Origin of the sequence: Paenibacillus sp. FJAT-26967 (assembly GCF_001541095.1) — a bacterium.
GTDB lineage: Bacteria > Bacillota > Bacilli > Paenibacillales > NBRC-103111 > Paenibacillus_F.
Genome location: NZ_LMXH01000001.1, coordinates 1,599,476 through 1,624,928 on the forward strand (window position 1 = coordinate 1,599,476; position 25,453 = coordinate 1,624,928).

General features: G+C 50.4%; 28 protein-coding genes. 24 read left to right on the plus strand and 4 right to left on the minus strand.

Translation table 11 applies throughout. The features are described from left to right. Both rpe and spoVM read left to right on the plus strand, forming a co-directional pair. Window positions 1-663, plus strand: a complete 663-nt coding sequence (gene rpe, locus AR333_RS07080) for a ribulose-phosphate 3-epimerase (protein ID WP_068774568.1) — start codon at window positions 1-3, stop codon at window positions 661-663. A gap of 266 nt (window positions 664-929) precedes the next feature. Next, window positions 930-1,010, plus strand: a complete 81-nt coding sequence (gene spoVM / locus AR333_RS07085; RefSeq protein ID WP_036658759.1) for a stage V sporulation protein SpoVM — start codon at window positions 930-932, stop codon at window positions 1,008-1,010. Window positions 1,011-1,091: 81 nt separating this feature from the next. Here the strand turns inward: spoVM and rpmB are convergent, their stop codons facing one another. Next, complete coding sequence (gene rpmB / locus AR333_RS07090; RefSeq protein WP_068774569.1) at window positions 1,092-1,280, minus strand: 50S ribosomal protein L28; 189 nt, start codon at window positions 1,278-1,280, stop codon at window positions 1,092-1,094. A 281-nt stretch (window positions 1,281-1,561) separates the two neighbouring features. Here rpmB and AR333_RS07095 point away from each other — a divergent pair, with 281 nt between their 5' ends. The 8 genes from AR333_RS07095 (at window position 1,562) to AR333_RS07130 (ending at window position 9,961) form a co-directional block, all read left to right on the plus strand. Continuing rightward, window positions 1,562-1,921, plus strand: coding sequence for an Asp23/Gls24 family envelope stress response protein (locus AR333_RS07095; protein WP_068774570.1), 360 nt, complete (start codon window positions 1,562-1,564; stop codon window positions 1,919-1,921). Window positions 1,922-1,939: 18 nt separating this feature from the next. After that, a complete protein-coding gene (locus AR333_RS07100; RefSeq protein ID WP_068774571.1) occupies window positions 1,940-3,709 on the plus strand; it encodes a DAK2 domain-containing protein in 1,770 nt (589 codons plus the stop codon). 15 nt (window positions 3,710-3,724) lie between these two features. Continuing rightward, window positions 3,725-4,576, plus strand: coding sequence for a DegV family protein (locus tag AR333_RS07105; RefSeq protein WP_068774572.1), 852 nt, complete (start codon window positions 3,725-3,727; stop codon window positions 4,574-4,576). 2 nt (window positions 4,577-4,578) lie between these two features. Continuing rightward, a complete protein-coding gene (gene recG, locus AR333_RS07110) occupies window positions 4,579-6,624 on the plus strand; it encodes an ATP-dependent DNA helicase RecG (protein WP_068774573.1) in 2,046 nt (681 codons plus the stop codon). A gap of 125 nt (window positions 6,625-6,749) precedes the next feature. Next, the gene (locus tag AR333_RS07115; protein WP_068774574.1) at window positions 6,750-7,037 is read left to right on the plus strand and encodes a stage VI sporulation protein F; all 288 of its coding nucleotides are present in this window, start codon (window positions 6,750-6,752) and stop codon (window positions 7,035-7,037) included. Between the two features lie 232 nt (window positions 7,038-7,269). Continuing rightward, on the plus strand, window positions 7,270-8,526 hold the full coding sequence (locus tag AR333_RS07120) for a DNA polymerase IV (RefSeq protein ID WP_068774575.1): 1,257 nt from the start codon (window positions 7,270-7,272) through the stop codon (window positions 8,524-8,526). After that, window positions 8,523-9,023 (plus strand): hypothetical protein, encoded by a 501-nt coding sequence (locus AR333_RS07125; protein WP_068774576.1) that lies wholly within the window; start codon window positions 8,523-8,525, stop codon window positions 9,021-9,023. The genes AR333_RS07120 and AR333_RS07125 overlap by 4 nt, the downstream gene beginning before the upstream one ends. Window positions 9,024-9,205: 182 nt before the next feature. Beyond that, window positions 9,206-9,961 carry an SOS response-associated peptidase gene (locus AR333_RS07130; protein ID WP_084783523.1) on the plus strand — a complete coding sequence of 252 codons (756 nt, stop codon included), beginning with the start codon at window positions 9,206-9,208 and terminating at the stop codon, window positions 9,959-9,961. 113 nt (window positions 9,962-10,074) lie between these two features. On the opposite strand, the gene AR333_RS07135 is transcribed toward AR333_RS07130, so the two are convergent. Next, a complete protein-coding gene (locus AR333_RS07135; RefSeq protein ID WP_068774577.1) occupies window positions 10,075-10,530 on the minus strand; it encodes a MarR family winged helix-turn-helix transcriptional regulator in 456 nt (151 codons plus the stop codon). A gap of 218 nt (window positions 10,531-10,748) precedes the next feature. Here AR333_RS07135 and AR333_RS07140 point away from each other — a divergent pair, with 218 nt between their 5' ends. Together AR333_RS07140 and AR333_RS07145 are read left to right on the plus strand one after the other, a co-directional pair. Next, on the plus strand, window positions 10,749-12,101 hold the full coding sequence (locus tag AR333_RS07140) for a cell wall metabolism sensor histidine kinase WalK (RefSeq protein WP_068774578.1): 1,353 nt from the start codon (window positions 10,749-10,751) through the stop codon (window positions 12,099-12,101). Window positions 12,102-12,146: 45 nt separating this feature from the next. Next, the gene (locus AR333_RS07145; RefSeq protein ID WP_068774579.1) at window positions 12,147-12,455 is read left to right on the plus strand and encodes a hypothetical protein; all 309 of its coding nucleotides are present in this window, start codon (window positions 12,147-12,149) and stop codon (window positions 12,453-12,455) included. Between the two features lie 469 nt (window positions 12,456-12,924). Here AR333_RS07145 and AR333_RS07150 read toward each other — a convergent pair whose 3' ends face one another. Next, window positions 12,925-14,223 carry a hypothetical protein gene (locus tag AR333_RS07150; RefSeq protein WP_068774580.1) on the minus strand — a complete coding sequence of 433 codons (1,299 nt, stop codon included), beginning with the start codon at window positions 14,221-14,223 and terminating at the stop codon, window positions 12,925-12,927. A 528-nt stretch (window positions 14,224-14,751) separates the two neighbouring features. Between AR333_RS07150 and rsmD the strand changes: the two genes are divergently transcribed. Both rsmD and coaD read left to right on the plus strand, forming a co-directional pair. Next, entirely contained in the window at window positions 14,752-15,330 is a 579-nt protein-coding gene (rsmD, locus tag AR333_RS07155; RefSeq protein ID WP_068774581.1) for a 16S rRNA (guanine(966)-N(2))-methyltransferase RsmD, read from the plus strand. Between the two features lie 17 nt (window positions 15,331-15,347). Continuing rightward, window positions 15,348-15,863 (plus strand): pantetheine-phosphate adenylyltransferase, encoded by a 516-nt coding sequence (coaD, locus tag AR333_RS07160; protein ID WP_068774582.1) that lies wholly within the window; start codon window positions 15,348-15,350, stop codon window positions 15,861-15,863. A 52-nt stretch (window positions 15,864-15,915) separates the two neighbouring features. Here coaD and AR333_RS07165 read toward each other — a convergent pair whose 3' ends face one another. Beyond that, window positions 15,916-17,244: a hypothetical protein gene (locus tag AR333_RS07165; protein ID WP_068774583.1), complete on the minus strand. Its 1,329-nt coding sequence runs from the start codon at window positions 17,242-17,244 to the stop codon at window positions 15,916-15,918. Between the two features lie 127 nt (window positions 17,245-17,371). Between AR333_RS07165 and AR333_RS07170 the strand changes: the two genes are divergently transcribed. The 10 genes from AR333_RS07170 (at window position 17,372) to fabF (ending at window position 25,438) form a co-directional block, all read left to right on the plus strand. Continuing rightward, window positions 17,372-18,475, plus strand: a complete 1,104-nt coding sequence (locus AR333_RS07170) for a SepM family pheromone-processing serine protease (protein WP_084783524.1) — start codon at window positions 17,372-17,374, stop codon at window positions 18,473-18,475. A gap of 58 nt (window positions 18,476-18,533) precedes the next feature. Continuing rightward, entirely contained in the window at window positions 18,534-19,046 is a 513-nt protein-coding gene (locus AR333_RS07175) for a DUF177 domain-containing protein (protein WP_068774585.1), read from the plus strand. A gap of 34 nt (window positions 19,047-19,080) precedes the next feature. After that, window positions 19,081-19,254 (plus strand): 50S ribosomal protein L32, encoded by a 174-nt coding sequence (gene rpmF / locus AR333_RS07180; RefSeq protein ID WP_068774586.1) that lies wholly within the window; start codon window positions 19,081-19,083, stop codon window positions 19,252-19,254. A 182-nt stretch (window positions 19,255-19,436) separates the two neighbouring features. Next, window positions 19,437-20,051 carry a transcription factor FapR gene (gene fapR / locus AR333_RS07185; RefSeq protein WP_068774587.1) on the plus strand — a complete coding sequence of 205 codons (615 nt, stop codon included), beginning with the start codon at window positions 19,437-19,439 and terminating at the stop codon, window positions 20,049-20,051. Beyond that, window positions 20,035-21,024 carry a phosphate acyltransferase PlsX gene (plsX, locus tag AR333_RS07190; RefSeq protein ID WP_068774588.1) on the plus strand — a complete coding sequence of 330 codons (990 nt, stop codon included), beginning with the start codon at window positions 20,035-20,037 and terminating at the stop codon, window positions 21,022-21,024. The genes fapR and plsX overlap by 17 nt, the downstream gene beginning before the upstream one ends. 10 nt (window positions 21,025-21,034) lie before the next feature. Continuing rightward, on the plus strand, window positions 21,035-22,021 hold the full coding sequence (locus AR333_RS07195; protein WP_068774589.1) for a beta-ketoacyl-ACP synthase III: 987 nt from the start codon (window positions 21,035-21,037) through the stop codon (window positions 22,019-22,021). A gap of 24 nt (window positions 22,022-22,045) precedes the next feature. Then, a complete protein-coding gene (gene fabD / locus AR333_RS07200) occupies window positions 22,046-22,972 on the plus strand; it encodes an ACP S-malonyltransferase (protein WP_068774590.1) in 927 nt (308 codons plus the stop codon). A gap of 37 nt (window positions 22,973-23,009) precedes the next feature. Continuing rightward, the gene (fabG, locus tag AR333_RS07205; protein WP_068774591.1) at window positions 23,010-23,750 is read left to right on the plus strand and encodes a 3-oxoacyl-[acyl-carrier-protein] reductase; all 741 of its coding nucleotides are present in this window, start codon (window positions 23,010-23,012) and stop codon (window positions 23,748-23,750) included. A 106-nt stretch (window positions 23,751-23,856) separates the two neighbouring features. Continuing rightward, entirely contained in the window at window positions 23,857-24,090 is a 234-nt protein-coding gene (acpP, locus tag AR333_RS07210; RefSeq protein ID WP_068774592.1) for an acyl carrier protein, read from the plus strand. Between the two features lie 112 nt (window positions 24,091-24,202). Continuing rightward, entirely contained in the window at window positions 24,203-25,438 is a 1,236-nt protein-coding gene (gene fabF, locus AR333_RS07215) for a beta-ketoacyl-ACP synthase II (protein WP_068774593.1), read from the plus strand. Window positions 25,439-25,453 lie beyond the last annotated feature (15 nt).

A 25,453-nucleotide genomic window follows, 5' to 3' on the forward strand; every position in this document is an offset into this window, starting at 1 on the left:
ATGCTGCGAATAGCTCCATCCATCCTATCTGCCGATTTTGCCAAATTGGGTGAGGAAATACGGGAGGTAGAACAAGCGGGTGCAGACTGGATACATGTTGATGTGATGGACGGGCATTTCGTGCCCAACATTACGCTGGGACCGCCTATCGTATCGGCCATTCGTCCCCATACGTCTTTGCCTTTGGACGTTCATCTCATGATCGAGAAGCCTGAGCGCTATATTGCGGATTTTGCAAAAGCGGGCGCCGATTATATCTCGGTTCATGCAGAAACCTGTCCCCACCTCCACCGGACGCTGCACCAGATCAAGGAACAGGGGGTTAAGGCCGGGGTTGTACTTAATCCGGCGACTCCCTTGACTGCGATCGAGCACGTCCTGGAGGAAAGCCTGGATCTGGTGTTGATTATGACGGTAAATCCGGGTTTTGGCGGTCAAGTATTCATTCCGGGCATGCTCGCCAAAATCCGTGCGCTGCGGAGCAGCCTGAGTGAACGGGGGCTGGATCATGTTGTGATCGAAGTGGACGGCGGCATTAATGCAGAGACCGCTCCTCTGGTCCACGAGGCGGGCGCTACGATGGCTGTGGCGGGCAATGCGGTGTTTGGCCGTCCCGACCGTGCCGAAGCCATACGCGCAATCCGAGAAGCTTCTGAAGCCTGATTCACGCAGGCCTTCTCTTTTGACCGGGACGGCAAGAATGCGCCGAAGCGTCATATAACTCCGATATGGAGCATACACTGGGTTACGAGAATTCAAGAATTCTTGTAGCCTTTTTTTGTCGGGTTATAAGAAGAAAGTGGTGCCGATGCAGCAAGGAACGGAGCAGCATATTCGTTCTTGGCCAAGCACGTTTTTGCCCATGTGCGAATATACTAGAGATGATGATGAGACACGGCTTGCTGGCAAACATGAAGGAGGGGTAGAGGATGAAATTCTACACAGTCAAACTGCCGAAATTTCTGGGCGGATTTGTCAAAGCGATACTAAACACCTTCAGCAAGAACTAATATGAAGCTTCCGTTCCAGCTCTATGAAGGCACGAAAAAAAGCACCCCTCAAGGTGCTTTTTGTCTTTGATGAGCAATCGATTATACGCGCTCCACTTTGCCGGATTTCAGGGCACGGGTGCTAACGTAAACGCGCTTTGGTTTACCGTCCACCAGGATGCGTACTTTTTGTACGTTAACGCCCCATGTACGCTTGTTCTTGTTGTTTGCGTGAGAAACATGGTTTCCGGTCTTCGGGGATTTGCCAGTGATAAAGCATTTGCGAGACATGAATGACACCTCCTTATAAGTATACGAAACCGCCAGCATGGTAAGCATAAGCCTAGTACAAGCAAGGCAGCTTGTTGTAAACATGTGGCTCGTCGCCTGTAAATTCAGGGCATCGGTTTGGGTTCGTTCTACCGCATTCAATAAACACACTTAAACATAATAGCATAGCGAAAAAGAGATAGTCAACGAATAGACGCCATTTTTGTCATTTATTTATTTCATCGGTTATAGTACAATGAGGATTAGTCCTATTGACCTTTTTTGAAGGAGTTGGTATTTCCATGCCAATCGAAGTTACGAATGAGTTAGGGAAAATACATGTAACCGACGAAGTTGTCGCAGTACTTGCCGGTTCTGCCGCGCTGGATTGCTACGGCTTGGTAGGGATGGCCTCGCGCAAACAGCTTAAAGACGGTATTGCTGAGCTGCTCGGACGTGATAATCTGGGGCGTGGTGTAGAGGTTCGCCGAGAACAGGACCGCGTAGAGATTGATTTATACATTATTGTAAGCTACGGAACTAAAATATCTGTCGTAGCCCACAACGTTCAGACCAAAGTGAAGTATGTGCTGAATGAAGTTGTTGGTCTCCATGTTGACGAGGTTCATATATTCGTTCAAGGGGTTAGGGTATCCCGTTAATCAGGAAGGAGAATACCATTGAGTAAGCGCTTTAACACAATAAACGGCAATGATTTTATGCAGATGGTGTTTGCTGGAGCTGACAACCTGCGCAGAAATGTGGAACGGGTGAACGGATTGAACGTTTTCCCGGTTCCTGACGGTGATACCGGAACGAATATGAACCTGACTTTAACTTCAGGCGTTGAGGAACTGAAACGCAAGCCATCTTCGCATATCGGCAAAGCCGCTGAGGCGTTGTCAAAGGGACTGTTGATGGGCGCAAGAGGAAACTCCGGCGTTATTCTGTCCCAATTATTCAGAGGCTTTGCTAAATATGCACACGATCTCGAAGAAGTGGATATGCAGCAGTTTGCGGCGGCGCTTCAGCAGGGGGTCGACACGGCCTACAAGGCGGTTGTCAAACCTGTAGAGGGTACCGTTCTCACGGTCTCCAAAGAAGCCGCCAAGCACGCCGTGCAGATAGCAAGACGCACCTCGGATATAACGGAACTGGTCGAAGAGGTGTTGAAGCAGGCTAACGAGACGCTGTCCAAGACCCCGGACCTTCTTCCCGTTCTTAAACAGGTCGGTGTTGTTGATGCCGGCGGTCAAGGGCTGGTTTGTATTTATGAAGGTTTCGTGACGGCGCTCAAAGGTGAACTGGAAGATTCGGAATCGCTAATGGCGGGGGATGCCCCCGTACTGGAGCAGCTGACCAAGGACAAGAACATCGAGTCCTTACAGCTTGCGCATGAAGCGCATCATATGGACAGAACGAGCCCTGCTCAACTGCACATGTCTACCGATGATATTGAATTCGGCTATTGTACCGAGTTTCTTTTGAAAATAGTGCCGGGCAAGACAAAAGGCCTTGATTTCAATGAAATTAATTTCCGCAGCCAGTTGGGCAATCACGGGGACTCCCTGCTCGTTGTAGCGGATGACGAACTGGTGAAAGTTCATATTCATGCGGAATATCCGGGCGAAGTTATGAATCTGGCTATGGGCTATGGGGATCTGACCCGCATCAAAATCGAGAACATGCGGGACCAGCATTCGCATATTCTCGAAGAGGCTGCTGAGGTTTATGAGCGCGAAGCTGAGGCAGAGGCGGAACGCTCCGTTGTTCAAGCGCCTGTTGAGCTGAAGCCTTACGGATTCGTAGCAGTCGCACTCGGCCAAGGGATCAATGAGATTCTGACGAGCGTGGGTGTGGATGTTGTCTTATCCGGCGGCCAGACGATGAATCCGAGTACCGAGGACATTGTCAAAGCGATCGGGCAGATTCCTGCGGAAACGGTCTTTATTCTCCCCAATAACTCCAATATCATTATGGCTGCCAAACAAGCCAAAGATCTTGTAGAGGACAAGCGGATCGTCGTCATACCGACGAAATCGATTCCGCAGGGGCTCGCTTCTATTCTTGCTTTCCAGGAGAAAGCGGGCGCCGAAGAGAACGAACAGACCATGAACGAAGCTATTCAGAATGTCCGGTCCGGACAAGTTACATTTGCGGTCCGTGATACTTCCATTGATGGCATTGAGATCAAGGAAGGGCATTTTATCGGCATTCAGGATGGGAAAATCGTTGTATCCGAGCAGGATCTGATTGAAGCGAGCTGCAAGCTCATTGATCATATGATCGGCGAAGACGCAGAGATCGTCACAATTCTGACGGGTGAGGATGCGGATGAGGAACACACAGCCCGTCTTACCGCGTACATTGAAGAGCGTCATCCTGAGATTGAAATCGAGCTCCATCCGGGCGGTCAGCCGCTTTATGCCTATATATTTTCCGTAGAGTAAGAGAGGGGTACGCATATGAGCCGTGTTCGCATTGTAACGGACAGCACATCAGATATTCCCGCAGCCACACGTGAAAAGCTGGGTATTGAAATGGTTCCGCTCAAAATTCATCTCGACGGAGAAACGTATTTGGATGCGGTCACGCTTCAGCCCGACCAGTTCTATCATAAGCTGGTTGCCGCCAAAAGCATGCCTTCGACTTCCCAGCCGTCACCGGCGGAGTTCCTTACTCTCTATGAAAAGCTGCTTGCGGAAGACCCGGAGGTTCAAATTATATCCATCCACCTGTCCTCGGCCATGAGCGGAACGTACCAGTCCGCGCTGCTTGCCAAATCCATGCTTGAAACGGACAGAGTGGAAGTGATTGATTCCAAGTCGGCTTGTTACGGCATAGGAGCACTCGTGGTTGCTGCAGCCGAAGCGGCCCGGGAAGGCAAGAGCGTGGAAGAATGTACGAAGATCGTACGCAGCATGCGGGAAACGTTCGCTATTTATTTCTTAGTAGATACGCTTGAATTTCTGCAAAAGGGAGGGAGAATCGGTAAGGCATCCGCTTTGATCGGTTCTCTGCTCAATATTAAACCTATTCTATCGGTTGACCCCGAAGGGGAAATTGCATCCGTAGATAAGGTGCGGGGGCAGAAGAAGGCAATGGCCCGCATCATTGATATGCTGCACCGGGACGTACCTAGCGGCGCTCTTCATGTCAGTGTGGCACATGCCAACAATATGGAAGCGGCGGAAGAGCTTCATCGCCTGATTGAGCAGAACTTTACGGTTAAAAGCATGCAGTACATCTCAATCGGCCCGGTTATCGGTGCACATGCAGGTCCGGGTACAGTGGCTGCATTCGTGAGCCCTGCCTAGTCATGGATTTAAATCTTATACCGGTGACAGAAGTCCGTGGTATCGGCGGACAGAAGGCCGAGGAATTGCAGGCGCTTGGCATTACCCGCGTTGCCGATCTGCTCGAATACTACCCGTATCGTTATGAAGACTATTCCATCCGCGATTTGACGCTTGTCAAAGACGGAGAAAAAATTACGGTGCAGGGTAAAATCATGTCCCAGCCCGTCTTACAGCGGTTCGGCCGCAAAAATAGACTCAGCTGTAAAGTGGTCATTGACCACTTTTTTGTTACCGCCGTGTGGTTTAACCGGCAGTTTCTCAAAGATCAGCTGATTCCTAACCGTGATATTGTATTGACTGGAAAATGGGATCAGCGCCGTCATCAGATGACGGTGGCGGATTCCGAATTTCCGGATAAGGGAACGACCAAAACCGGCACATTGCAGCCGGTTTATTCGATTGGCGGGTCCCTTACACAGAAATGGATGCGCAAGGCTACTGCTCAGGCACTTGTGCAATACAGCGCGATGGTAAGTGAAATCATTCCTGCCGAGTTTCTGCGCAAATACAGGTTGCTTCCACGCAGAAAGGCCATGGAGATTATCCACCGGCCCGAAGGGATGGAAGACGGGAACGAAGCGCGGAAACGGATGGTGTACGAGGAACTGTTCCTGTTCCAGCTCAAAATGCACGCTTTTCGCGCGATCACCCGCGAGCGTATGAGCGGGCTTGCCCAGGAAGTGGACCTGCCTAAGGTCCGCGCTTTTGTCCGTGCCTTGCCGTTCACCCTGACGCCTTCGCAGAAGAAGGTTATCGCGGAGATTCTGCATGATATGCAGGAGTCCTTCACGATGAACCGGCTGCTTCAAGGTGACGTGGGCGCAGGCAAGACAGTTGTTGCGGCAGCTGCGCTATATGCGACCGTGACAGCCGGCTGCCAAGGCTCGCTGATGGTGCCGACGGAGATTCTGGCCGAACAGCATTCCCGCTCGCTCAAAGCGATGTTCGAGCCTTACGGTCTCCAGGTGGCTCTGCTTACAGGCAGCACGACCGCACGGCAGCGGCGGGAAATTCTGGCCTCCCTCCAAATGGGGATGATCGACATTATTGTCGGCACGCATGCCCTCATTCAGGAGGATGTGTATTTCCGCAAGCTGGGGCTTGTCGTTACCGATGAGCAGCACCGGTTCGGAGTCAATCAGCGCAGCATCCTGCGGCGCAAAGGGATGAACCCCGATGTGCTGACGATGACGGCGACGCCGATTCCGCGGACGCTTGCGATTACGGCTTTCGGCGATCTGGACGTCTCGACGCTCCGTGAGCTGCCCAAAGGCCGTAAGCCGATCAAGACGTACTGGGTTCGTCACGAGATGTTCGACCGTGTGCTTGGTTTCATTCGCCGCGAAGCGGATGAAGGCAGACAAGCGTACGTGATTTGTCCGCTTATCGAAGAATCCGAGAAGCTGGACGTGCAGAATGCCATTGACGTCCACGTCCAGCTGCAGCAAGCATTCCCCGATCTGCGGGTAGGCTTGCTGCACGGACGGATGAGCGCTGCCGAGAAGGAGGATGTGATGCGCCGGTTCAAGGACGGCGAAATCCATACCCTTGTCTCGACTACGGTCATCGAGGTCGGAGTTGATGTGCCGAATGCGACGCTGATGGTGATCTACGACGCGGACCGGTTCGGATTGTCCCAGCTGCATCAGCTTCGCGGACGAGTGGGACGCGGAGAGCATCAGTCTTTCTGCGTCCTGATTGCCGATCCGAAGACAGAGGTCGGCAAGGAGCGGATGCAGGCGATGACAGACACGGTAGACGGCTTCGAAATCGCCCGCCGGGATTTGGAGCTTCGCGGTCCGGGGGACTTCTTCGGCACCAAGCAGAGCGGTTTGCCGGATTTTCGGATCGCCGATATGATGGTCGATTTCGAAACGATGGAGCTGGCCCGCGACGATGCGGCCGAGCTGGTAGCCCGGCCGGAATTCTGGACGGCTGCGGAGTACATGCCGCTGCGGGACTTCCTGCAGCGCGAGCTTATTTTTGATGGGGATGTCATGGATTAAATCTATACCGATCGGCCTCAGGCCGGTCGGTTTCTTTTTTGTGAGAGAGAAATTGGATTGAGACAGGCACGATTAGGCAGGTTCCCACATATGCTAGCACGGATGGGATATCGGGAGGTGTTGAAGTGAGCTATCAGCAATACGGAATAGACCCGGCTCTGGTGGAGCGGATCAAAACGAAAATGAAAAAACCGGAAGTCAAAGAGCGGGTTAAAGGGCTGCTGCAGGGCGTCACAAAATCCGATTTACAGAATCGGCAGAAGGTGGCTTCGTTCGTGTCTCAACTGTCTAAGATCGTGGGAGAGCCGCTTACTCAAGGGCAGGCAGCCGTACTGATTGATTTCGTTATTGCCCAGAAAATAGACCCTAACAATACGTTTCATCTGCTCAAACTGTGGGGGATGTTCCGTTAAACAGAAAGAAGGTTGCAAGCCTCTTTTGATGAAGTCCACATATTAACGCCAGCTGTCCTTTATGCAGATGCTGCATGAGGGCGGACGGTGTTTTTCTAATTTATTTACATATTCCGGAATTGTGCAATAAAAGCCGATTTTTTTACAGGATTAACCGCTTGATTAACGAATATATGTTCGGTATTATGAGTATAATAGATAAGGGAACATACATTCTTATTGGAGTGATTTTATGTCACGCTTGGTATTGCTATCGGATTGTCAGTCATTCTATGCAAGCGTGGAGAAGGCTGCGCATCCGGAATATGCGGAATATCCGGTCATTGTAGCGGGAGACCCGGAGAGAAGAGCCGGAATTGTGCTTGCGGCCTGCCCGATGGCCAAATCATGGGGGATTACGACGGCCGAGACAGTGGGGACTGCTGTAGCCAAATGTCCGGACGTTGTCGTCCTAAAGCCGCGGATGCAAACGTACATCAACTGTTCTTTGTTGATTACGGAGATTTATGAGAAGTTTTCGAATCTGGTAGAGCCGTTCAGCTGTGACGAGCAATTCATTGACATTACAGACAGTACGGGAATATTCGGTACGGCTGTCCAGATTGCCAAACAGATTCAGGAACGGGTGCTGCTATCTACCGGCGTACGTACAAGAGTAGGAATTTCCGAAACGAAGATTCTGGCCAAGATGGCGACAGACATTTATGCCAAAAAATCCGAGGATGGCATTTTTACCCTGCCCCAATCAGAGATCGCAACCTTGCTTTGGCCCCAGCCGGTGAACAAGATGTACGGGGTAGCCAGCCGGATGACGGCGCATTTTGCACGGATGGGCATTTATACAATAGGAGATATTGCCACGCTGCCTCTGCCCGAGTTTAAGAGGAAAATGAAAGTACGTTTGGGGAAGAACAGTGATATCCAGGCGGAAGTTTACTGGCGCACTGCGCACGGTCTTGATGATTCACCGGTATCGCCGGGAACCTTCGATCAATCCCAGAAGGCAATCGGCCATGGCATGACGCTGCCGAGGGATTATACGAGCAGAGAAGAGATTGATGTTGTCCTGCTTGAATTGGCCGAAGAAGTGTGCCGGCGCTGCAGATCCAAAGGCTTTGCAGGAAGCGTGATACATACTGGAGCGATGGGGGCGGATTATGACCTGCCCACGGGCTTTCATCGCCAAGCTACGCTGCCGGATCCTACCAACATGACCCGCGAGGTTTATGAAGGCGTCCGGCGTATATTTTATAAGCATTGGAACGGGCACCCTGTGCGTAAACTATCCGTCACTTTATCGGATCTTACGCCGGATAATGTGTACCAGCTTACTTTTTTCGGGAATAGGGAGAAGACCCGTAAACTTGAGCATGCAACAGACGAAATCAAAAATCGGTTTGGAACGACTTCGATTCTGAGGGCTTCCTCTTACCAGGCATCAGGTCAGGCGATAGAACGGTCGCACAAAATTGGGGGGCATTACAAGTGAACAGCAAAAAATTATCGGGAAATGGATTGTGGGAATCCAGTAGAATGCTTTTGCCTGAGCACCGTGAAGCTCTTATACAAAGAAGAAAGGAGCACCCCGAACAAAAGAGGCAGATGGCTGCGCTGGAAGAACTCGTTCTTATAAAGAACTTTGCCATTCTTCCGATTATGCTGACGATCGTGGAAACGAGCCTGCGTAAAACCCAAACCCAAGTAATGGATAATACCCTGAAGAAGTTGTATCTAGTAGTTGCCAATATCCTTATCGACCGGATTGTGCGGGATATTTCCGAAACGAAGAAGTTGCTTCGCGAGCAGGGGATTAAAGTCTATGAGGATGAGAAAATAGACGGGAACCTGCGGGTTAAGTTTATTTGCCGGGGATACGAAGATGATATTGCCATTGTCCGGGACGTGGTCAAGTCGGAGATATCCATTAAGATCCAAAGATATATTGAAGAGATAGCTCAACAGCTGTCTACAAGGGGGAACTCTTGAGAAGGACTATGGGTGCCGCACACTACAGATCTGCTCAAGAAGGCAGTTGCGAGGATAGCGGGATCCTGTACAATGAAAGGAGCAACAGCTGCGTTTGCATCTGAGCCGGCACAGAGAAACTTTGACCCGTGCTGGAACCTGACGGAAAGAAACAGAAACGAAACGGAAGGGAGGCTCCCCGGATGTGCGGAAGATATACGATAACGGTCACGCTGGAGGAGTTGATGACCCGGTTTGACCTCGACGGCTCTCACATACCATATCACCTGCCCAAATATAACGTGGCTCCGGGTCAGATGGTGCTTGCCGTTATTCATGATGGGAGCCGCCGCCGTATCGGTGAACTGAAATGGGGGCTTATTCCCGAATGGAGCCAGGACGAAGGGATCGGCTCCAAAATGATCAATGCGCGTGCCGAGACAGCTGCGGATAAGCCTGCCTACCGCGTTCCGCTGCGGCGCAGACGCTGTCTGATTCCCGCGGATGGCTTTTACGAATGGAAGCGTACGGCAGGAGGTAAGCAGCCGCTGCGGATTACGCTGAAACACGGGGGATTGTTTGCGATGGCAGGCCTGTACGATACGTGGACATCCCCGGAGGGCCGGAAGATCAGTACCTGCACGGTGCTGACAACCACTCCGAACCGTCTCGTCGCGGATATCCACGACCGCATGCCGGTTATTCTTCGCCCGGAGGAGGAAGGATTATGGCTGAGCCGCGACGTACGGGAGCCGGAGGCCCTGCTTCCGCTCCTCCGTGCCTATGCCGCTGAAGAAATGGAGGCTTATCCAGTCTCTTCGCTGGTCGGAAATGTCCGCAATGTTAATCCCGCGTTAGTTGAACGGGTAGATCTGCAGGCATCTCCGGGAGCGGTTGATTCGCGCGGAGGGACGCCTATGAAGACTGGGGCCCTTATCCAGCAAAGCTGGCTGTTCTAAAGTAGTGAATCTTTATAAAGGATGCTCTGACGTTTTCGTTTCTTATTCCAAATTTCAAGCACAAAAAGCCGATATCCTTCTTTAGGATCCCGGCTTTTCTTTATACATACCGATCAGTCTGGTTTCGGAGAGGTTTCGGCCTTATCGGCAATATTCTCGAGCTTTTCATAAATAGCCAGAAGAACTTCCAGCTCGCTCGGGTCCAGACGGAAGTAATAGTTCCTGATACTCTCTGTAGCCCGCTGCCGCGCTTCTTTGAGGATTTTGAGGCCATGCTCGGTTATGGAGACCATTACCACTCGCCGGTCTGTTTCATCATGATGCCGGGTCACGAGCTGATTATTTTCCATCCGGTCAATCATGACCGTAATCGCGCTCGGTTTGACCTCCATCATTTCGGCCAGCTGAGTAATTTTACCGGGTCCTTCTTCGGCAATCCAGTTCAGTACATGAAATTGAGGCGGGGTTAGTCCCATTTCTTTGAAGTGAGACGTTTGCGGACCAATCTTCCGGTAAAATGACATGGTTGTCTTCAAAATACGATTGACAATCATTTCGTTATCCGTCATGAAGAGTCGCTCCTCCCTTCGTCAAAAGGTATATTTTACTAATGAGTATTTAAATATATTTAAATATTAAGTGCTGCGTGAAAAAAAGTCAATGATCCCCTCCTCCCGGCTTGTAAGAAGTGGAACAAAAACTATCCGCCCCTGCCGGGGAGAAAAGAAGCTTTTTAAAGAGCCGATGTGATACAATAAAAAGAGCGGACTAGCTTGCGGAGGTAGAGATGAGAAGGACAATAAACCCACACAGGAAACCCGTATGGATCGGCTCTCTACTAGCACTGTTGACCGGCTGCATGATTCTCGGACAAGCGTATGCTTTCCTATGGACAGAGCAGCAGAAGCTGAATAGTAGAAACCATTTGTTCTGGGATTCGTATTTAAACGCCATGTACGGTGTTGATAAAAGCTGGTCCCCCGTTATCAAGCGGTTGAAGGATGATGCCGATCCGCAGCAGACGGGGAATGATTCGGGCTTACGCCTGTATAATGCGGAGCAGAGACTCTTGTTTGACGCTCGTACACAAAGTGCAGCTGCGGGAGACGTCTCGAAACCCTTGAATGTGCGTCCGTTAAAAAACGGGGATGTTACAATCGGCTTCTATAGCATTGATGAGCCGGGATTCCTGCACCCGGAACCGCCTTTTTGGGCAGCGGCAGCCGCAGGCTCACTCTTGGTAGGATTGGTTGTCGGTATATCCCTTAAACGGGGAAACAGAAGAATTCAGTCGCTGCTCGAACGAATCTCGTTCCGTCTTGCCATCCTGGCAAGAGGAAATGGCGGGGAAGAGCCATTTAGACGGAGCAGAGAGACCGGGTCCTTGGATTGGGAAGCAAAAGCATCTGAAGCGGATGCTCTTCTGAAGGGGATCGAAGATAAACTTCGTCAAATGGAGAGTGTACGCCCACGCATGATTGCGGATCTGACTCAAGAGCTCCGGCGGCCGCTCACGCTGCTGAAGTCACAGCTTGAGCAGGCTTGCATAGACGAAGCCCGGTTAACGACGGATAAGGCAGCTATCCTGTTCGAGGAAGTGAGCCGAATGTCGTATCTCGTCACGGATATGCAGCAGCTCATGCTGGCAGAAGCGGGCCGTCTGGAGATGGAGAAGCAGTGGTTCTCGCTCAGAAGCATTCTGGACCCGCTTATTGAGCGGCATACGCAAGAGGCCAAAGCAGCCGGAATCCATCTCCGCTACACAGCTTCCAGAGAGGTGAGCGTCTATGGCGACCGCTACAAGCTGGAGCAGGTATTTATTCATCTGCTCGGGAATGCTCTCCGTCAAGCCCGCTCGGAAACCGTTGTATCCGTTACGGCCAATGATCTGGAAGTGGTTGTAACCGTGCGGGATGACGGGGCGGGCTTGCCGGGTGAAGAAATACCGCATCTATTTGAACGTTTTTATAGGACAGCATACGATGGCGCAGCCGCAGCCGCCCAGCCGGGCCTCGGATTCGGATTGGCAATCGTAAAACAGTATGTCGAAGCCCACAACGGGAGCGTTTCTGCGGCCAGCGCAGCAGGCCAAGGGGTAACTTTTACCGTGAGGCTGCCTATTTTTTCACAAACGCAATAATAACTAGCCAATACCGCGGCATACCTTCAGATAGGAGGGACGACGATGAGATATCTTAAGCTTCTGCAAATTTACGAGAATGATGGAATGACGCCTAAGCGGCACACTTCCTTCAGTTACGATCAACTGACCGGCAGTCTGCTTCAGGAAATGAAACCTACGGAAGTCGGAAGCTCGATGCTGCTCAGCCGGGTAGACGATTATCGCTCTTTTCAGACAACCCGTGTTCAAGCCATAGACCGGGACGGTCAGGATTTCCGGGTGCTGACCCGCAATACCATTTATCATTTTGAAGTGGTCGAGCGGCGCCGGATGAATAAATGGTCAGGTCCTGCTCTTTGTGAGACGTGCTGATTGTGCGGGACTTGGATTTTAATCAGTTGAACGAAAATAAGGTCAGACCCCGGAGGGTCTGACCTTATTTCTATAGAATCAGCTGCTTAAACGGGCCGGCGGCGTTTATGTCTTTTACAGATGACAATAGCCTTTTGACCGGGCTTAAGGAAAACCACAACGGGGTTGTGCTTATGACGACGGTTGTGACGGTTATCTCCCATACGAGAAACCTCCTCTCCGCTATCAGGATACTGTATTGTATGCCAGTTCCTTCCGCAAGGAGTGGATGTTGGTCTATAGGTTGTGAATCCAGGTGATTCGTCATGACTTATAAAGAAAAGGTGGACTGACTATAGTTGGGCCGAAAAGCTTATACTCGGAAGCTCACTAAGTCTGAGCTTGCTTGGTTAAACACAATTATTATCGCTCGTAATAATGGCATTAGCGACCTAATCCGGTCCGAGATAAATTCAGCTTTGGGCTGAGTTTATCTCCCTATAGCTGTATTTACAAATGCTGAGCGCGTAGAAGTTTCTTTTCTGTCACCACTCATATATATTATCAGCGCAGTCACTAATATGGGTACATGAATAGTCATTAGCGTAAAAGAAGTTAGAGCAGAGAATTGCAGGGCCATAATGGCGATTATGGGATAAAGCACTTCAAAACGTACAAGTAGGTTTTGAAGGAAACGCAAAGCAACACCTACAAAAAACGATACGAACACTAAACCAATGAATCCGAAATTTAAAATTGATTCTACCTGAAACCCAAACGCATACCCCCAGTCAAGCTCCGAAACATCAGAAACCCCATAGAGCGTATACCCCATTTGTGGCGATATATTAAGCGTGAACCACTGAGGAGAATTGTAACCCTTGAATGGTGCTATGCTCCGCGGCACATACCCTAAAAGTGTATACACATAACCCGATCCCCGATAAGGGAGTAATTCTGATTTAGTCAGACTCGCGTTATCAATAGCGGCCCATGTTACCCAATTACGATCAAAGTCATCTTCGATCATTTTTATAGCGGTTTGACCGTACCCTTCGTCATTGTTTATGTGGGTAACTTTAAAGTTAGCCGAGTAAATGGATAAGATAATCGAAATAACAACAATGCCAACGATAATAGGTTTGGCGGTCTTCTTGTAAAAGTACCAAGCCAGGAATGGGAATAAAGCGATAAAAACTAAGTCAGTCCGTTCGCCTCGGATGAACGTTGTCATCAGAGCTACGATCATCCAAATTGTAGCCAGCTTGTAATTTTCTTTGTATTTGGCAGCCCGATATATGTAATATAAGGCTAGACCGTTTGGGATCTGGAGCAATACTGCGAATGGTCCAAGTCCGCTCAATAGCTCCCGTAATTGCATGTTATGTTCCAGGTTTGAAAAATCAATTTTTGTGACGTAGATCCAGATTATGTAGAAAAAGATTGCTATGCTTATAACACCGATAACCTGCTTAAACACCGGAAATAGTTTCAAATCTGCAACCCTTAATAGTTTTACTTTGGCGGTCATTTTATAACCGACTAAGGCTATCAAAGTTGATATAAAGATCACGAGGAATGTGTAAACTTTTGTCTCTACTTTTGTTTGAAATGTATTTCTGTCAGACAGAAAAATTTCTGTTGCTGAGAAAGGAATAAGGTAGTACACAATAATACCAATAACGAAAAAATCAAACGCTGTAAAAAGTTTCTTCTTAAAAAACTTCACTCCTAAAACAAACGCAAGTGAGGCCATAAAAGATAGGTTAAGAATATTCAATGCAATCATTAAGTGTCATCACCTCTATTTATTAATAGTTCAAAGAAGTCATTAAATGTGTTTAGTATAAAAAAGAATAGCAATAATCCGATAAACGAGAACGCATTTGTGAATCCTAGGAAGGCACAAAGAATTACAAAAACACAAATACCCAAAATGATGGACATAACATTTCTTACCTTCATTCGCTTAGTCACTCCTTGATACGTAATGTATCATATGAATTATTAAGAAACCATAAATTTTTTAGGAATTATTTCAAGAACTGCGTAAATTACTGTACTACCAAAAAAAATCGGCCCCCGTTTCGCAACGAGGGCCTTTCATGGGAGAGGAGAAACCGGACGAAGAGCTTATGGGGAAACGTAAGTCTTCTCCGCGGTTGTCTACGACACTTTCGATGTCGATAATTCCATGATGTCCCTCTATCAGGAAGTTTATACGTAAACTTTGGAAATTTTTTCGTCCCTTTTGTGCAGAGAAGTTAGATTGTGGTACGATAACAGAAAACTGACACAAGTAAATGGTGGGGAAAGCATGAGAGTCATATCAGGAAACGCCCGGGGGCGGGCATTAAAATCCGTACCTGGCATGAGCACGCGCCCGACGACCGACAAGGTGAAAGAGGCGATCTTTTCTATGATCGGCCCTTACTTTGACGGTGGGAAGGCGCTGGATTTGTTTGCAGGGACCGGTGGCCTGGGCATTGAGGCGTTAAGCCGCGGGCTGGATAGTTGCATTTTTATTGACCGAGAGAAAAAAAGCTTGGATACGATCCGTCACAATCTGGAAGCGACTAAGCTTGCGGAACGGGCAGAGATTTACCGTAATGATGCGGGAAGAGCGCTTAAAGCGCTGGGAAAGCGGGGCATAAAGTTTGATCTCGTTTTTCTGGACCCGCCTTACCGGTTTAAAATCATACAAGAACTGATGGAAACGATGCGGATATTGCACCTGCTGGAAGAGAGCGCAACGATCGTGGTCGAACATGATGCCGATGATGTGCTTCCTGAGGCTATGGAAGGCTTTATCCTGCAGAGGCGATCCGATTATGGGGATACGGCTATTACGATTTATGTTTGTGAAGAGACTAGTCCGGTGGAGACCGACTTATAAAAGGAGCTGACACAGCTGTGCTTCAGGAAAAACCGAATTTGAAAATTGCTGTTTATCCGGGCAGTTTTGATCCCGTAACCAACGGCCATCTGGATATTATCCGCAGGTCTGCTAAAGTGTTTGACAAGTTAATCGTCGCGGTTTTGAATAATACGTCCAAAAACCCGCTTTTTTCTCTGGAAGAGCGTATTCAGTTATTAACGCAAGTAACGCGGGATATTCCGAACGTTGAGGTGGACGGGTTCCGCGATTTGCTGATCCATTATATGAAGTCCAAGGATGTTCACATCATTGTCCGGGGGCTGCGTGCGGTCTCTGATTTTGAATATGAACTGCAGCTTGCGACGATGAATACGAAATTGAATGATGATGTGGAAACGTTCTTTATGACGTCGTCGCCGCAATATTCGTTCCTTAGTTCCAGTATTGTAAAAGAAATCGCGCGCTTCCATGGACCGGTTTCACACTTTGTTCCGCAGGAAGTGGAGAAGGAACTGAAGCTTAAATTTGCTGCAGGTTCGGTCCAGTCATAATTTGCCGGGACATCCGGCTGTATAGATCCCATCCCAGGAAGACCTCTTGCCGTTATCGTCTGGCTGTGTGTTTGAAGCGATAGATTGCTGCAGAGATCAGGCAGGCGCCCGTAAGGAGAATGAGCAGCATACTGAGCTGGATTCCGGAAAAGGCCAGCAGGCTGGCAGAATGAAATGGACTTGGGTTGCTTGCAGCCGGTACATAAGGGGCTCCGGAAACCTCGATAAGTTGAGGGGTACCCCTTAGGAGGGGGCCTTGGATCGTTCTCCACATCAAGAGGGCAAGCACGTACGAGATCGACGCATGGAGCAAACGGGCGATAAGAAACGGCAAGTAGCGCAGACCTGTGTCTTGCAGGGCACTTACTGCCTGAGCGTGGGAAGCAAGCCCGCCGAATCCGAGCAAAGCCGCGATAGAGGCAAAAATGATTCCCGCAGGTACTTTGCCCGCTTCCGATCCCGCAAGCCCGTAAGTACCCAGATGAATCTCGAATAAGCCCGTGGCCAGATGGTGAACAAGGTCAGAGGCAAACGTGATTCCGGTCCAGCGGCCGACCTCTCCCGTTATTTCCGGGAACGTCATCATGTGGATGAGGACGGAGAAGATCATCATGTAGCCTCCCACAATCATCAGGGATTGAACGGAGTTCACCACGGAATCTCCCAGTAACTGGCCGAAGGCACGGCCGTCTTCTTGGCGTGCGCGGAGCAGGGTGCGGGCTGATCTTTTCCACAGCGGCGGAACTTGAGAACCGCCGCTGTTCGGCTGCCCGGCGCCCGCGGGTCCGTCTGCGCCAGCGGAATCTTCCTCCGCGCAGGCATCGGAGTGATCCGCTTTCCCTTTGGGCGCTCCAGGCAGGGCAAAAGCGAGAAGCAGCGCGGCTCCGTAATGGACCGCAGCGAGCATCAGGCCCAGCCGCGGGCTGTGCAGGAAGCCGGTGCCGATCACGGTAATGATCAGCACCGGGCTTGCCAGATGCGACAGCGCAAGCAGCCGCTCTCCCTCGCGGCGCGTGATGAGCCGCTCTCGGCGCAGCCGGGCCGTGAGGGTCGCTCCTGCAGGGAAGCCGCCCAGTGTTCCCGCAGCGAGTACCCACCCGCTTACCCCGGGAAGACGCAGGAGAAGCTTCGTAAGCGGGTCCAGGAGGGTTCCGAGTGCATGTACGACTCCCAGGCCCGTCAGTAGTTCGGAAAGAATCAGGAACGGCAGCAGTGCCGGGAAAACGATATTCCACCAAATCGTAATGCCTTCCAAGGAAGCCTGGAGGGCTTTGTCGGGAAAAGCAATAATGGAAGTAACCAGCGCGGCGGCCATGGCCCCCAGCAGCAGCGTAGTCCGGTAACCGCTGCCGCTCGGCTGGCGCGTTATTGATCTGGGCATAATTAAACACCTCAATTCATTTGGTACATGTGTACGCCTGACCGGGCATGTTTAGACCAAGCCCGGCAAGCATACACTACTCTGTATCCATAAATTTATCAGGACCGTACGGGAGGGAACCTTTAAGATGACCGAGAACGATTTAGGCGATAAGGATATGGTGCGAAGGCGCCCCCCCAGACGTTCCAAACGGTTCGTCACATCGCTGCTTATCGGCTTAATTACTTTTTCTGTGTTGTTCTATGTGCCGCTTCCCTTCTTTATTTACATGCCGGGTACCGCTGAGGCCATTCACCCGATGGTGCAAGTTCCGGATGAGACGAATACGGAAGAGAAGGGAGATCTTATGCTGGTTACCGTGCGGGTGGCTAACGCGAATATTGTCACTTACCTCTGGTCACTGGCGAATCCGTACGATGAGCTCCAGCTTAAGAAGGATGTTCTCAAAGGGATGTCGGAGCGTGATTACTCCCAGCAGCAGCAGTTCGTTATGCTGACTTCTCAAAGCGAAGCGATCCAGGCTGCTTACCGCAAAGCGAATATTCCTTATCGTATAAAAGGAGAAGGCATCCTGGTTACCGGATTAACGGCAGGGATGCCTGCAGAGAAGCATCTTCAAACCGGTGATAAGATTCTGAAAGCGGATGATAAAGAAATCTTAAGTTCCAAGGATTTACTGAGCTATATTGAAGGCAAGCAGGAAGGCGATATGATTGAGATCACTTACCTTCGGGGAGACAAAACGATGAAGGCTTCCATGCCGCTCGGCGTCCTGCCTCCGGATAAAGATACGGGCAAAAGACGTGTCGGAATCGGGATCTCACTTGCCGAAATGCAAAGCGTCCAGGCCGAGAAGGAAGATAAGCAGGTGGTCATCAAGGCGGGAGAGATCGGGGGTCCATCGGCCGGTCTGATGTTTTCTCTTGAGATCTATAATCAGCTGACACCGGGAGACATCACCAAGGGACATAAGATAGCCGGAACCGGAACGATCAACCCGGATGGCACGGTAGGAGTAATCGGCGGGATCAAACACAAAATTATTGCCGCCGACAAAGAAGGTGCCGAAATCTTTTTTGCCCCGCAGGATCTCAAAACCGATAAAGGAACGATTTATAATTATACCGCTGCGGTAGAGCGCGCCAAGGAAATTGACTCGAAGATGAAGATTGTTCCCGTGGCTACAATGGAGGACGCTCTTAAATATTTAGAATCCTTACCGCCGAAATGATTGACAAGAGTAAGCAATAGTGGCTATAATTATCTTTGTTTGTTTGAGGTGATAAAACATGTGGATTAATTTAAAGGACATTACTGCCAAAGGACAATCCTTCAGTCAAGAATCGCTAAGCAGCGACTTCCTGCTGAAGGGCCGCAAGGATATATTGTCAGCAGGACCGATAGTGACAGATCTGGAAGCAGCTGCAGCGGTTGACGCTGTGGAAGTTACAGGCAAGCTCTCCGTCGAGATTGAGTTTGGCTGTTCCCGTTGTTTGGAGCCGTTCAAGCAGACGCTGAACATTCCCTTCAGGGAAATTTTTACTTCGAAACCGGACATCGTGGCTCAAGCTCCGGAGAGTGATGAAGATGATATTCATCTGGTTCACGAAGATAAAGTAGATTTGAAACCTTTTATTGAAGAAACGATCGAGCTGGAGCTGCCGCTGGTGCCGGTTTGCCGGGAAGACTGCGAGGGGCTGTGCCCTGAATGCGGAACGAACCGCAACCAGAATCCATGCGGCTGCAAGAATGAGCGGATTGATCCGCGATTGGCCGGTTTGGCTGACTTTTTCAAATCATAAGGATGATTGGAATTACGTTAAGGAGGTGGAATTCATGGCAGTACCGTTTAGAAAGACATCCAAAACCCGCCGCGACAAGCGCCGTACCCACTTCAAATTGGAAGTTCCGGGCATGGTTAAATGCGAGCAGTGTGCAGAGCTTAAACTGTCTCACCGCGTTTGCAAAAACTGCGGAACTTACAAAGGCAGAGAAATCGTACAAGCTTAATTTCGTTTCAGGTACAGATAGTACTTCATCTTTGGTGAAGTGCTATTTTTTTTTGCCCGCAAGGTTTGTTTTAACAGTTTTAGATTTAGATGGCTTCCCTTTTGCCCGCAAATTATATATACTACATTTAGTACTAGGTAATAAGAGGAGGCTATATCTTTCAAGTCGACTCTACAAGCAGGGTGGTGCTTGTCATCGAACGTCTTCCTAAGCGCAGCCGTCAGCAGCAGCTGCTTGCGGCTATTGAAGATAATCCGTTTCTGACGGATGATGAACTGATGAAGAAGTTTCAAGTGAGTATTCAAACTGTTCGCCTGGATAGGCTGGAGCTTGGAATTCCCGAGCTTCGCGAACGGATCAAACATATGGCTGAGCGTTCCTATGATCAGGTACGTTCACTGCCGATTGATGAAGTTTTTGGGGAAGTTATTGATCTTCAGCTCGACAAAAGCGGTATTTCCATGTTCCAGCTTAATGAAGAGCATGTATTTTCAAGAACACAGATAGCCCGCGGACATCATCTTTTCGCTCAGGCTAACTCTCTTGCTGTAGCGGTGATTGACGATCCGATTGCATTAACCGCCTCAGCAGATATTCGTTTTATACGATCCGCCATGCTTGGAGAGAAGTGTATCGCGAAGGCATATGTGCGTTCTCTCTCCAAAGGTAAGGCTAAAGTGGACGTACAGACTTTTATTGGCGATGAAGTGGTGTTCGAAGGCAGCTTTGTTATTTTTCACTCTAGAAAAGAACAGCACCGGACAGAAGGAGGAACAACCAATGCGGATCGCAATTGACGCAATGGGCGGAGACCATGCCCCCGGAGCCGTCGTTGAAGGGGCGGTCGCGGCAGCCAAGGAATACAAGGATGTGGAGCTGACGCTTGTCGGCGACAAAGCCAGAATTGAGCCGCTCTTAACCGAGCAGCTGCCGAATCTGCACATTGCGCACGCTTCGGAAGTAATCGAAGCGGATGATGAGCCGGTCAAGGCCGTACGCAGGAAGAAAGACGCATCAATGGTGGTTGCAGGCCGTCTCGTCAAGGAAGGCGCAGTCGATGCCATGATTTCAGCGGGCAATACGGGCGCCTTGATGACGACAGGCCTGCTTATTGTCGGGCGCATCCCGGGAATTGACAGACCCGCACTGGCGCCTATGATTCCGACTCTTGATGGAGTGGGGGTGCTTGCCCTGGATCTGGGAGCGAATATGGATGCTACCCCGGAACATTTGCTTCAATACGCCATTATGGGCAGTATTTACCGGAGCAAGGTGCATGGAATTGAGCGTCCGCGTGTTGGATTGCTCAATATCGGAACAGAGGCTATGAAGGGGAATGAGCTGACGAAAGCGGCGTATCCATTGTTGGAAGAAGCGCCTATTCATTTCGTGGGCAATATTGAATCCCGCGATATTTTGCAAGCGGAGTGCGATGTCATTGTTTGTGACGGCTTTGCCGGCAATATTATGCTCAAAACTTTGGAGGGAACTGCTTCGGTCATTTTCTCCGCGTTGAAGACAGAATTCACACGAAGCACACTGACTAAATTGAGTGCCGCTATTCTCAAGCCGGGGCTTGCTGCATTCAAGAATAAGTTTGATTATACGGAGCATGGTGCCGCCCCGCTTCTGGGACTAGGAGGGTTAGTGCTCAAGAGTCACGGCTCATCCGATGCTAACGCCTTCAAGAACGCGGTACGCCAGGCCAGAACGGCATTACAGAACAATTTGGTTGGAGCAATTGCTGTGGAAATCAAGAACGGGAAGTGAGTGGAACGACATGTATGGCATTCCAGTAGGCGTTCTAGGAACCGGTAAATATGTACCCGAGCGGGTTTTAACTAACAAAGAACTGGAGACGATGGTAGAAACAAACGACGAGTGGATTGTTACGCGGACCGGCATCCGGGAACGGAGAGTAGCTGCCCCTGATCAGGCAACCTCCGACTTGGCTCTGGAAGCTTCCCGCATCGCTATACAGAACGCGGGCATCACAGCGGACCAGATTGATCTGATCATCGTGGCTACCATCTCTCCGGATATGGCATTCCCTTCTGCTTCCTGCATCCTGCAGGACAAGCTCGGAGCCAAGAATGCAGCTGCTTTTGATCTTGCGGCGGCTTGTGCCGGATTTATTTACGGCCTGGCCAATGCGGCTAATTTTATCGCAACGGGAACTTATAAATATGCACTTGTAGTGGGAGCGGACACGCTTTCGCGGATTACGGATTATACCGATCGCAATACTTGTATTTTATTCGGTGACGGTGCGGGCGCTGTGGTTATCGGGGCTGTACCGGAAGGACGTGGGTTTCGTTCCTTTGAACTGGGCGCAGATGGTTCGGGGGGGAATCTTCTTAAGATCGCAGGCGGCGGTTCCCGGTTCCCGGCATCAGCCGAAAGCATTGATCAACGCTTGCATTATATCCATATGGCGGGCAATGAAGTGTTCAAATTCGCGGTCCGCATTATGGGTTCGGCTGCTGAAGATGCGCTGGCCAAAGCGGGGCTTGAGAAGGATGACATCGATCTGCTTATTCCGCATCAGGCGAATATCCGGATTATTCAATCCGCGCTTAACAGGCTGGGCCTTACGGAAGACAAATGCATGATCAATCTGGATAGCTACGGCAACATGTCCGCAGCCTCCGTTCCAGTGGCTCTGGCTGAAGCTGTAGAGCAGGGAAGGCTCCAAGAAGGCGACACGACGGTTCTCGTCGGTTTTGGCGGCGGTCTTACCTGGGGAGCATCCGTATTGGTCTGGTAATAGACAGAGAGGAATCTTACACATATGAGTAAAATCGCTTTCGTATTTCCGGGTCAGGGGGCCCAGGCTGTCGGAATGGGCAGGGATGCTTATTCCGCTCATGCCGGAGCTAAGCACATATTTGATGGAGCCGACAAGGCGTTAGGCTATTCGTTGTCTTCATTAATTTTTGACGGGCCCGAAGAAGAATTGAAAATGACGTATCACACGCAGCCTGCACTGTTAACCACGAGCACGGCATATCTGGAAGTGCTTCGTGAGAAAGGCATCCAGCCCGATTACACGGCCGGTCACAGCCTGGGTGAATATTCGGCGCTCGTCGCCTCGGGTGTCCTCAGTTTCGAAGAGGCGGTCCGTGTGGTCCGCGCCCGTGGAGAATTTATGGAACAGGCGGTGCCTAACGGACGCGGAGTCATGGCGGCGGTTCTGGGAGCGGAACGTGCGGCTTTGGACGAGCTGTGCCGGCGGATCAGCAGTGAAGGAAACGTTGTTGAGCTCGCTAACGTAAACTGCCCGGGGCAGATCGTGGTCTCCGGCACACGTGAAGGTGTGCAGGCTGTCATCGAACGCGCCAAAGAAGCGGGTGCCAAACGTGCTATTGCGCTCGATGTGAGCGGACCTTTTCACTCTTCGCTGATGAAGACGGCTTCTGAGCAATTGGCGCATGTTTTATCGGATATATCGTTAGCAGACGCGGCAGTTCCTGTAGTGGCGAACGTTACAGCAAGACCCGTATCGTCTCCCGACGAAATCAGGGAGCTCCTGGTCCGCCAAGTGTACTCCCCCGTCCTGTGGGAAGATACCATTGTCTGGCTGATTGAGCAGGGGACAGACACATTCTACGAAATCGGCTCCGGCAGTGTGCTCGCAGGTCTGATCAAGAAAGTGGACCGCAGCGTTAAGGTGATTTCAATTAACAGTCTGGAAGCTGCCTTGCAGGCCGGACTGTAGCCTTTTACATTTCAATAAACGGATGGGGGGATAAGGGATGCTTAATGGTAAAGTAGCACTCGTTACGGGAGCTTCCCGCGGCATAGGCCGGGCGATCGCCCTGGAGCTTGCTGCCAAGGGAGCCGATGTAGCCGTTAACTACTCAGGCAGCGAACAGGCTGCGGAAGAGGTTGTCAAAGAGATCGAGGCTCTCGGACAGCGGGCGGTTAAAATCCGTGCGGATGTCAGCAAGTCGGCGGAAGCTGAGGATCTCATCAAACAAACGATTGAAGCACTGGGTAATTTGGACATCCTCGTGAATAATGCGGGCATTACAAGAGATAATCTTATCATGCGCATGAAAGAGGAAGATTTTGATGCCGTTATTAACACGAATTTGAAAGGCGTTTTTAATTGTATCAAGGCAGCAACCCGACCTCTGATGAAACAGCGTTCAGGGCGGATTATCAATATATCCTCCGTTGTGGGTGTTTTGGGCAATCCGGGCCAAGCGAACTATGTGGCCGCCAAAGCAGGCGTCATCGGGCTGACCAAAGCTTCTGCGCGCGAACTTGCTTCACGGGGTATCACGGTGAATGCGGTAGCGCCAGGCTTTATCTCTACCGACATGACCGACAAGCTTCCTGAGGAGCAGAAGGCTGCTTTATTGCAGCAAATTCCTTTGGGCAAGCTGGGCAAGCCGGAGGATATTGCCATGATCGTCCGGTTCCTCGCATCAGAGGAAGCTGCCTATATGACAGGCCAGACGATTCATGTCGACGGGGGCATGTACATGTAGCAGGGCTCTTTTCGAAGGGCAACGCTTGGGACGTGCCGCACCCGGTTAGACAAGTATGGCAATTTGTTTGGGATTCTCGTATAATACCAAGGAGGAGGTGAGCCGGATGTCCGACGTACTGGATCGCGTGAATAAAATTATCATCGACCGCTTAGGGGTAGAAGAGTCTGAAGTTACCCTCGAAGCGTCTTTCAAAGATGATTTAGGTGCTGATTCTCTCGATGTTGTAGAATTAGTTATGGAATTGGAAGATGAATTTGATCTGGAGATTTCCGACGAAGATGCTGAGAAGATTACGACTGTGGGAGAAGTAGTGAATTACATAAAATCTCATACGTAACATTCCTTCAAGTCCCGTTCTAAAAGAGTCCCGTTCTCAAAGGCGGGACTTCTCCTCATTTTCTGATCCTAGAAAAACGAGAGAACACCCTTAAACTTCAGAGGTGGTACACGTGAATAGAGTCGTAATTACTGGTGTAGGAGTAATCAGCTCCTTAGGTCAAGATGTGGATACGTTCTGGGGTAATCTGCTTGCAGGCAAGTCCGGTATCAGCGAAATCGAAAGTTTCGATGTAAGCCAGTATCCGACAAAAATCGCCTCATCCGTCAAAGATTTTAACCCCGAAGATTATATAGATAAACGTGAAGCAAGAAGAATGGACCGTTTTGTACAGCTAGCTGTGGCAGCGAGTCTGAATGCTTTGAAAAGCTCAGGGCTGAACATACAAGAAGACACGGATCCGGAGCGGGTTGGCGTGTATGTGGGTTCCGGGATCGGCGGTTTGTCGACTTGGGAAGAGCAGCACAAAATTCTGCTTGAGAAAGGTCCTAAGCGGGTTAGCCCGTTCTTCATTCCGATGATGATCGCGAATATGGCTTCCGGCCAAATCTCGATGATTACCGGAGCGAAGGGGCCGAACTCCACGGCAGTAACCGCCTGTGCCACAGGCACACATTCCATCGGAGACTCCTACAAGCTTATCAAGTACGGTGAAGCCGATGTCATGATCTGCGGCGGTGCGGAAGCGACCATTAGCCCTACGGGAGTGGCTGGCTTCTGTGCTATGCGTGCCATGTCTACGCGCAACGATGAGCCGGAGAAAGCAAGCCGGCCTTTCGATAAGGACCGGGACGGATTCATTATGGGTGAGGGGGCAGGGATTCTTATTCTTGAATCGCTGGAACACGCTCAGAAGCGCGGTGCCCACATCTATGCCGAAGTTATCGGATATGGCATGAGCGGCGACGCCCATCACATGACAGAGCCCGATCCCGCAGGTGCAGCGCGCTGTATGGTTAAGGCTATCAAGGATGCAGGCATTGCGCCCGAAGAAGTCGACTATATTAACGCGCATGGAACCAGTACACCAGTTGGCGATAAGTCAGAGACTATGGCCATTAAGAAGGCGTTCGGCGATCACGCTTATAAAGTAGCTGTGAGCTCAACGAAGTCGATGACCGGTCATCTGCTTGGAGCAGCCGGCGGTGTTGAAGCCGTTATTTGCGGTTTGACTCTGCAGAACGGCATCATTCCTGCAACGGTTAATCTGGATAATCCCGATCCTGAACTGGATTTGGATTACGTTCCGAACGTTCCGCGTAAAAGCGATGTGCGGGTAGCCATGTCCAATTCGTTTGGATTCGGCGGACACAATGCTACGCTTATTTTCAGAAAATTCGAAGCCTAACAAGCGGCCGGTGGT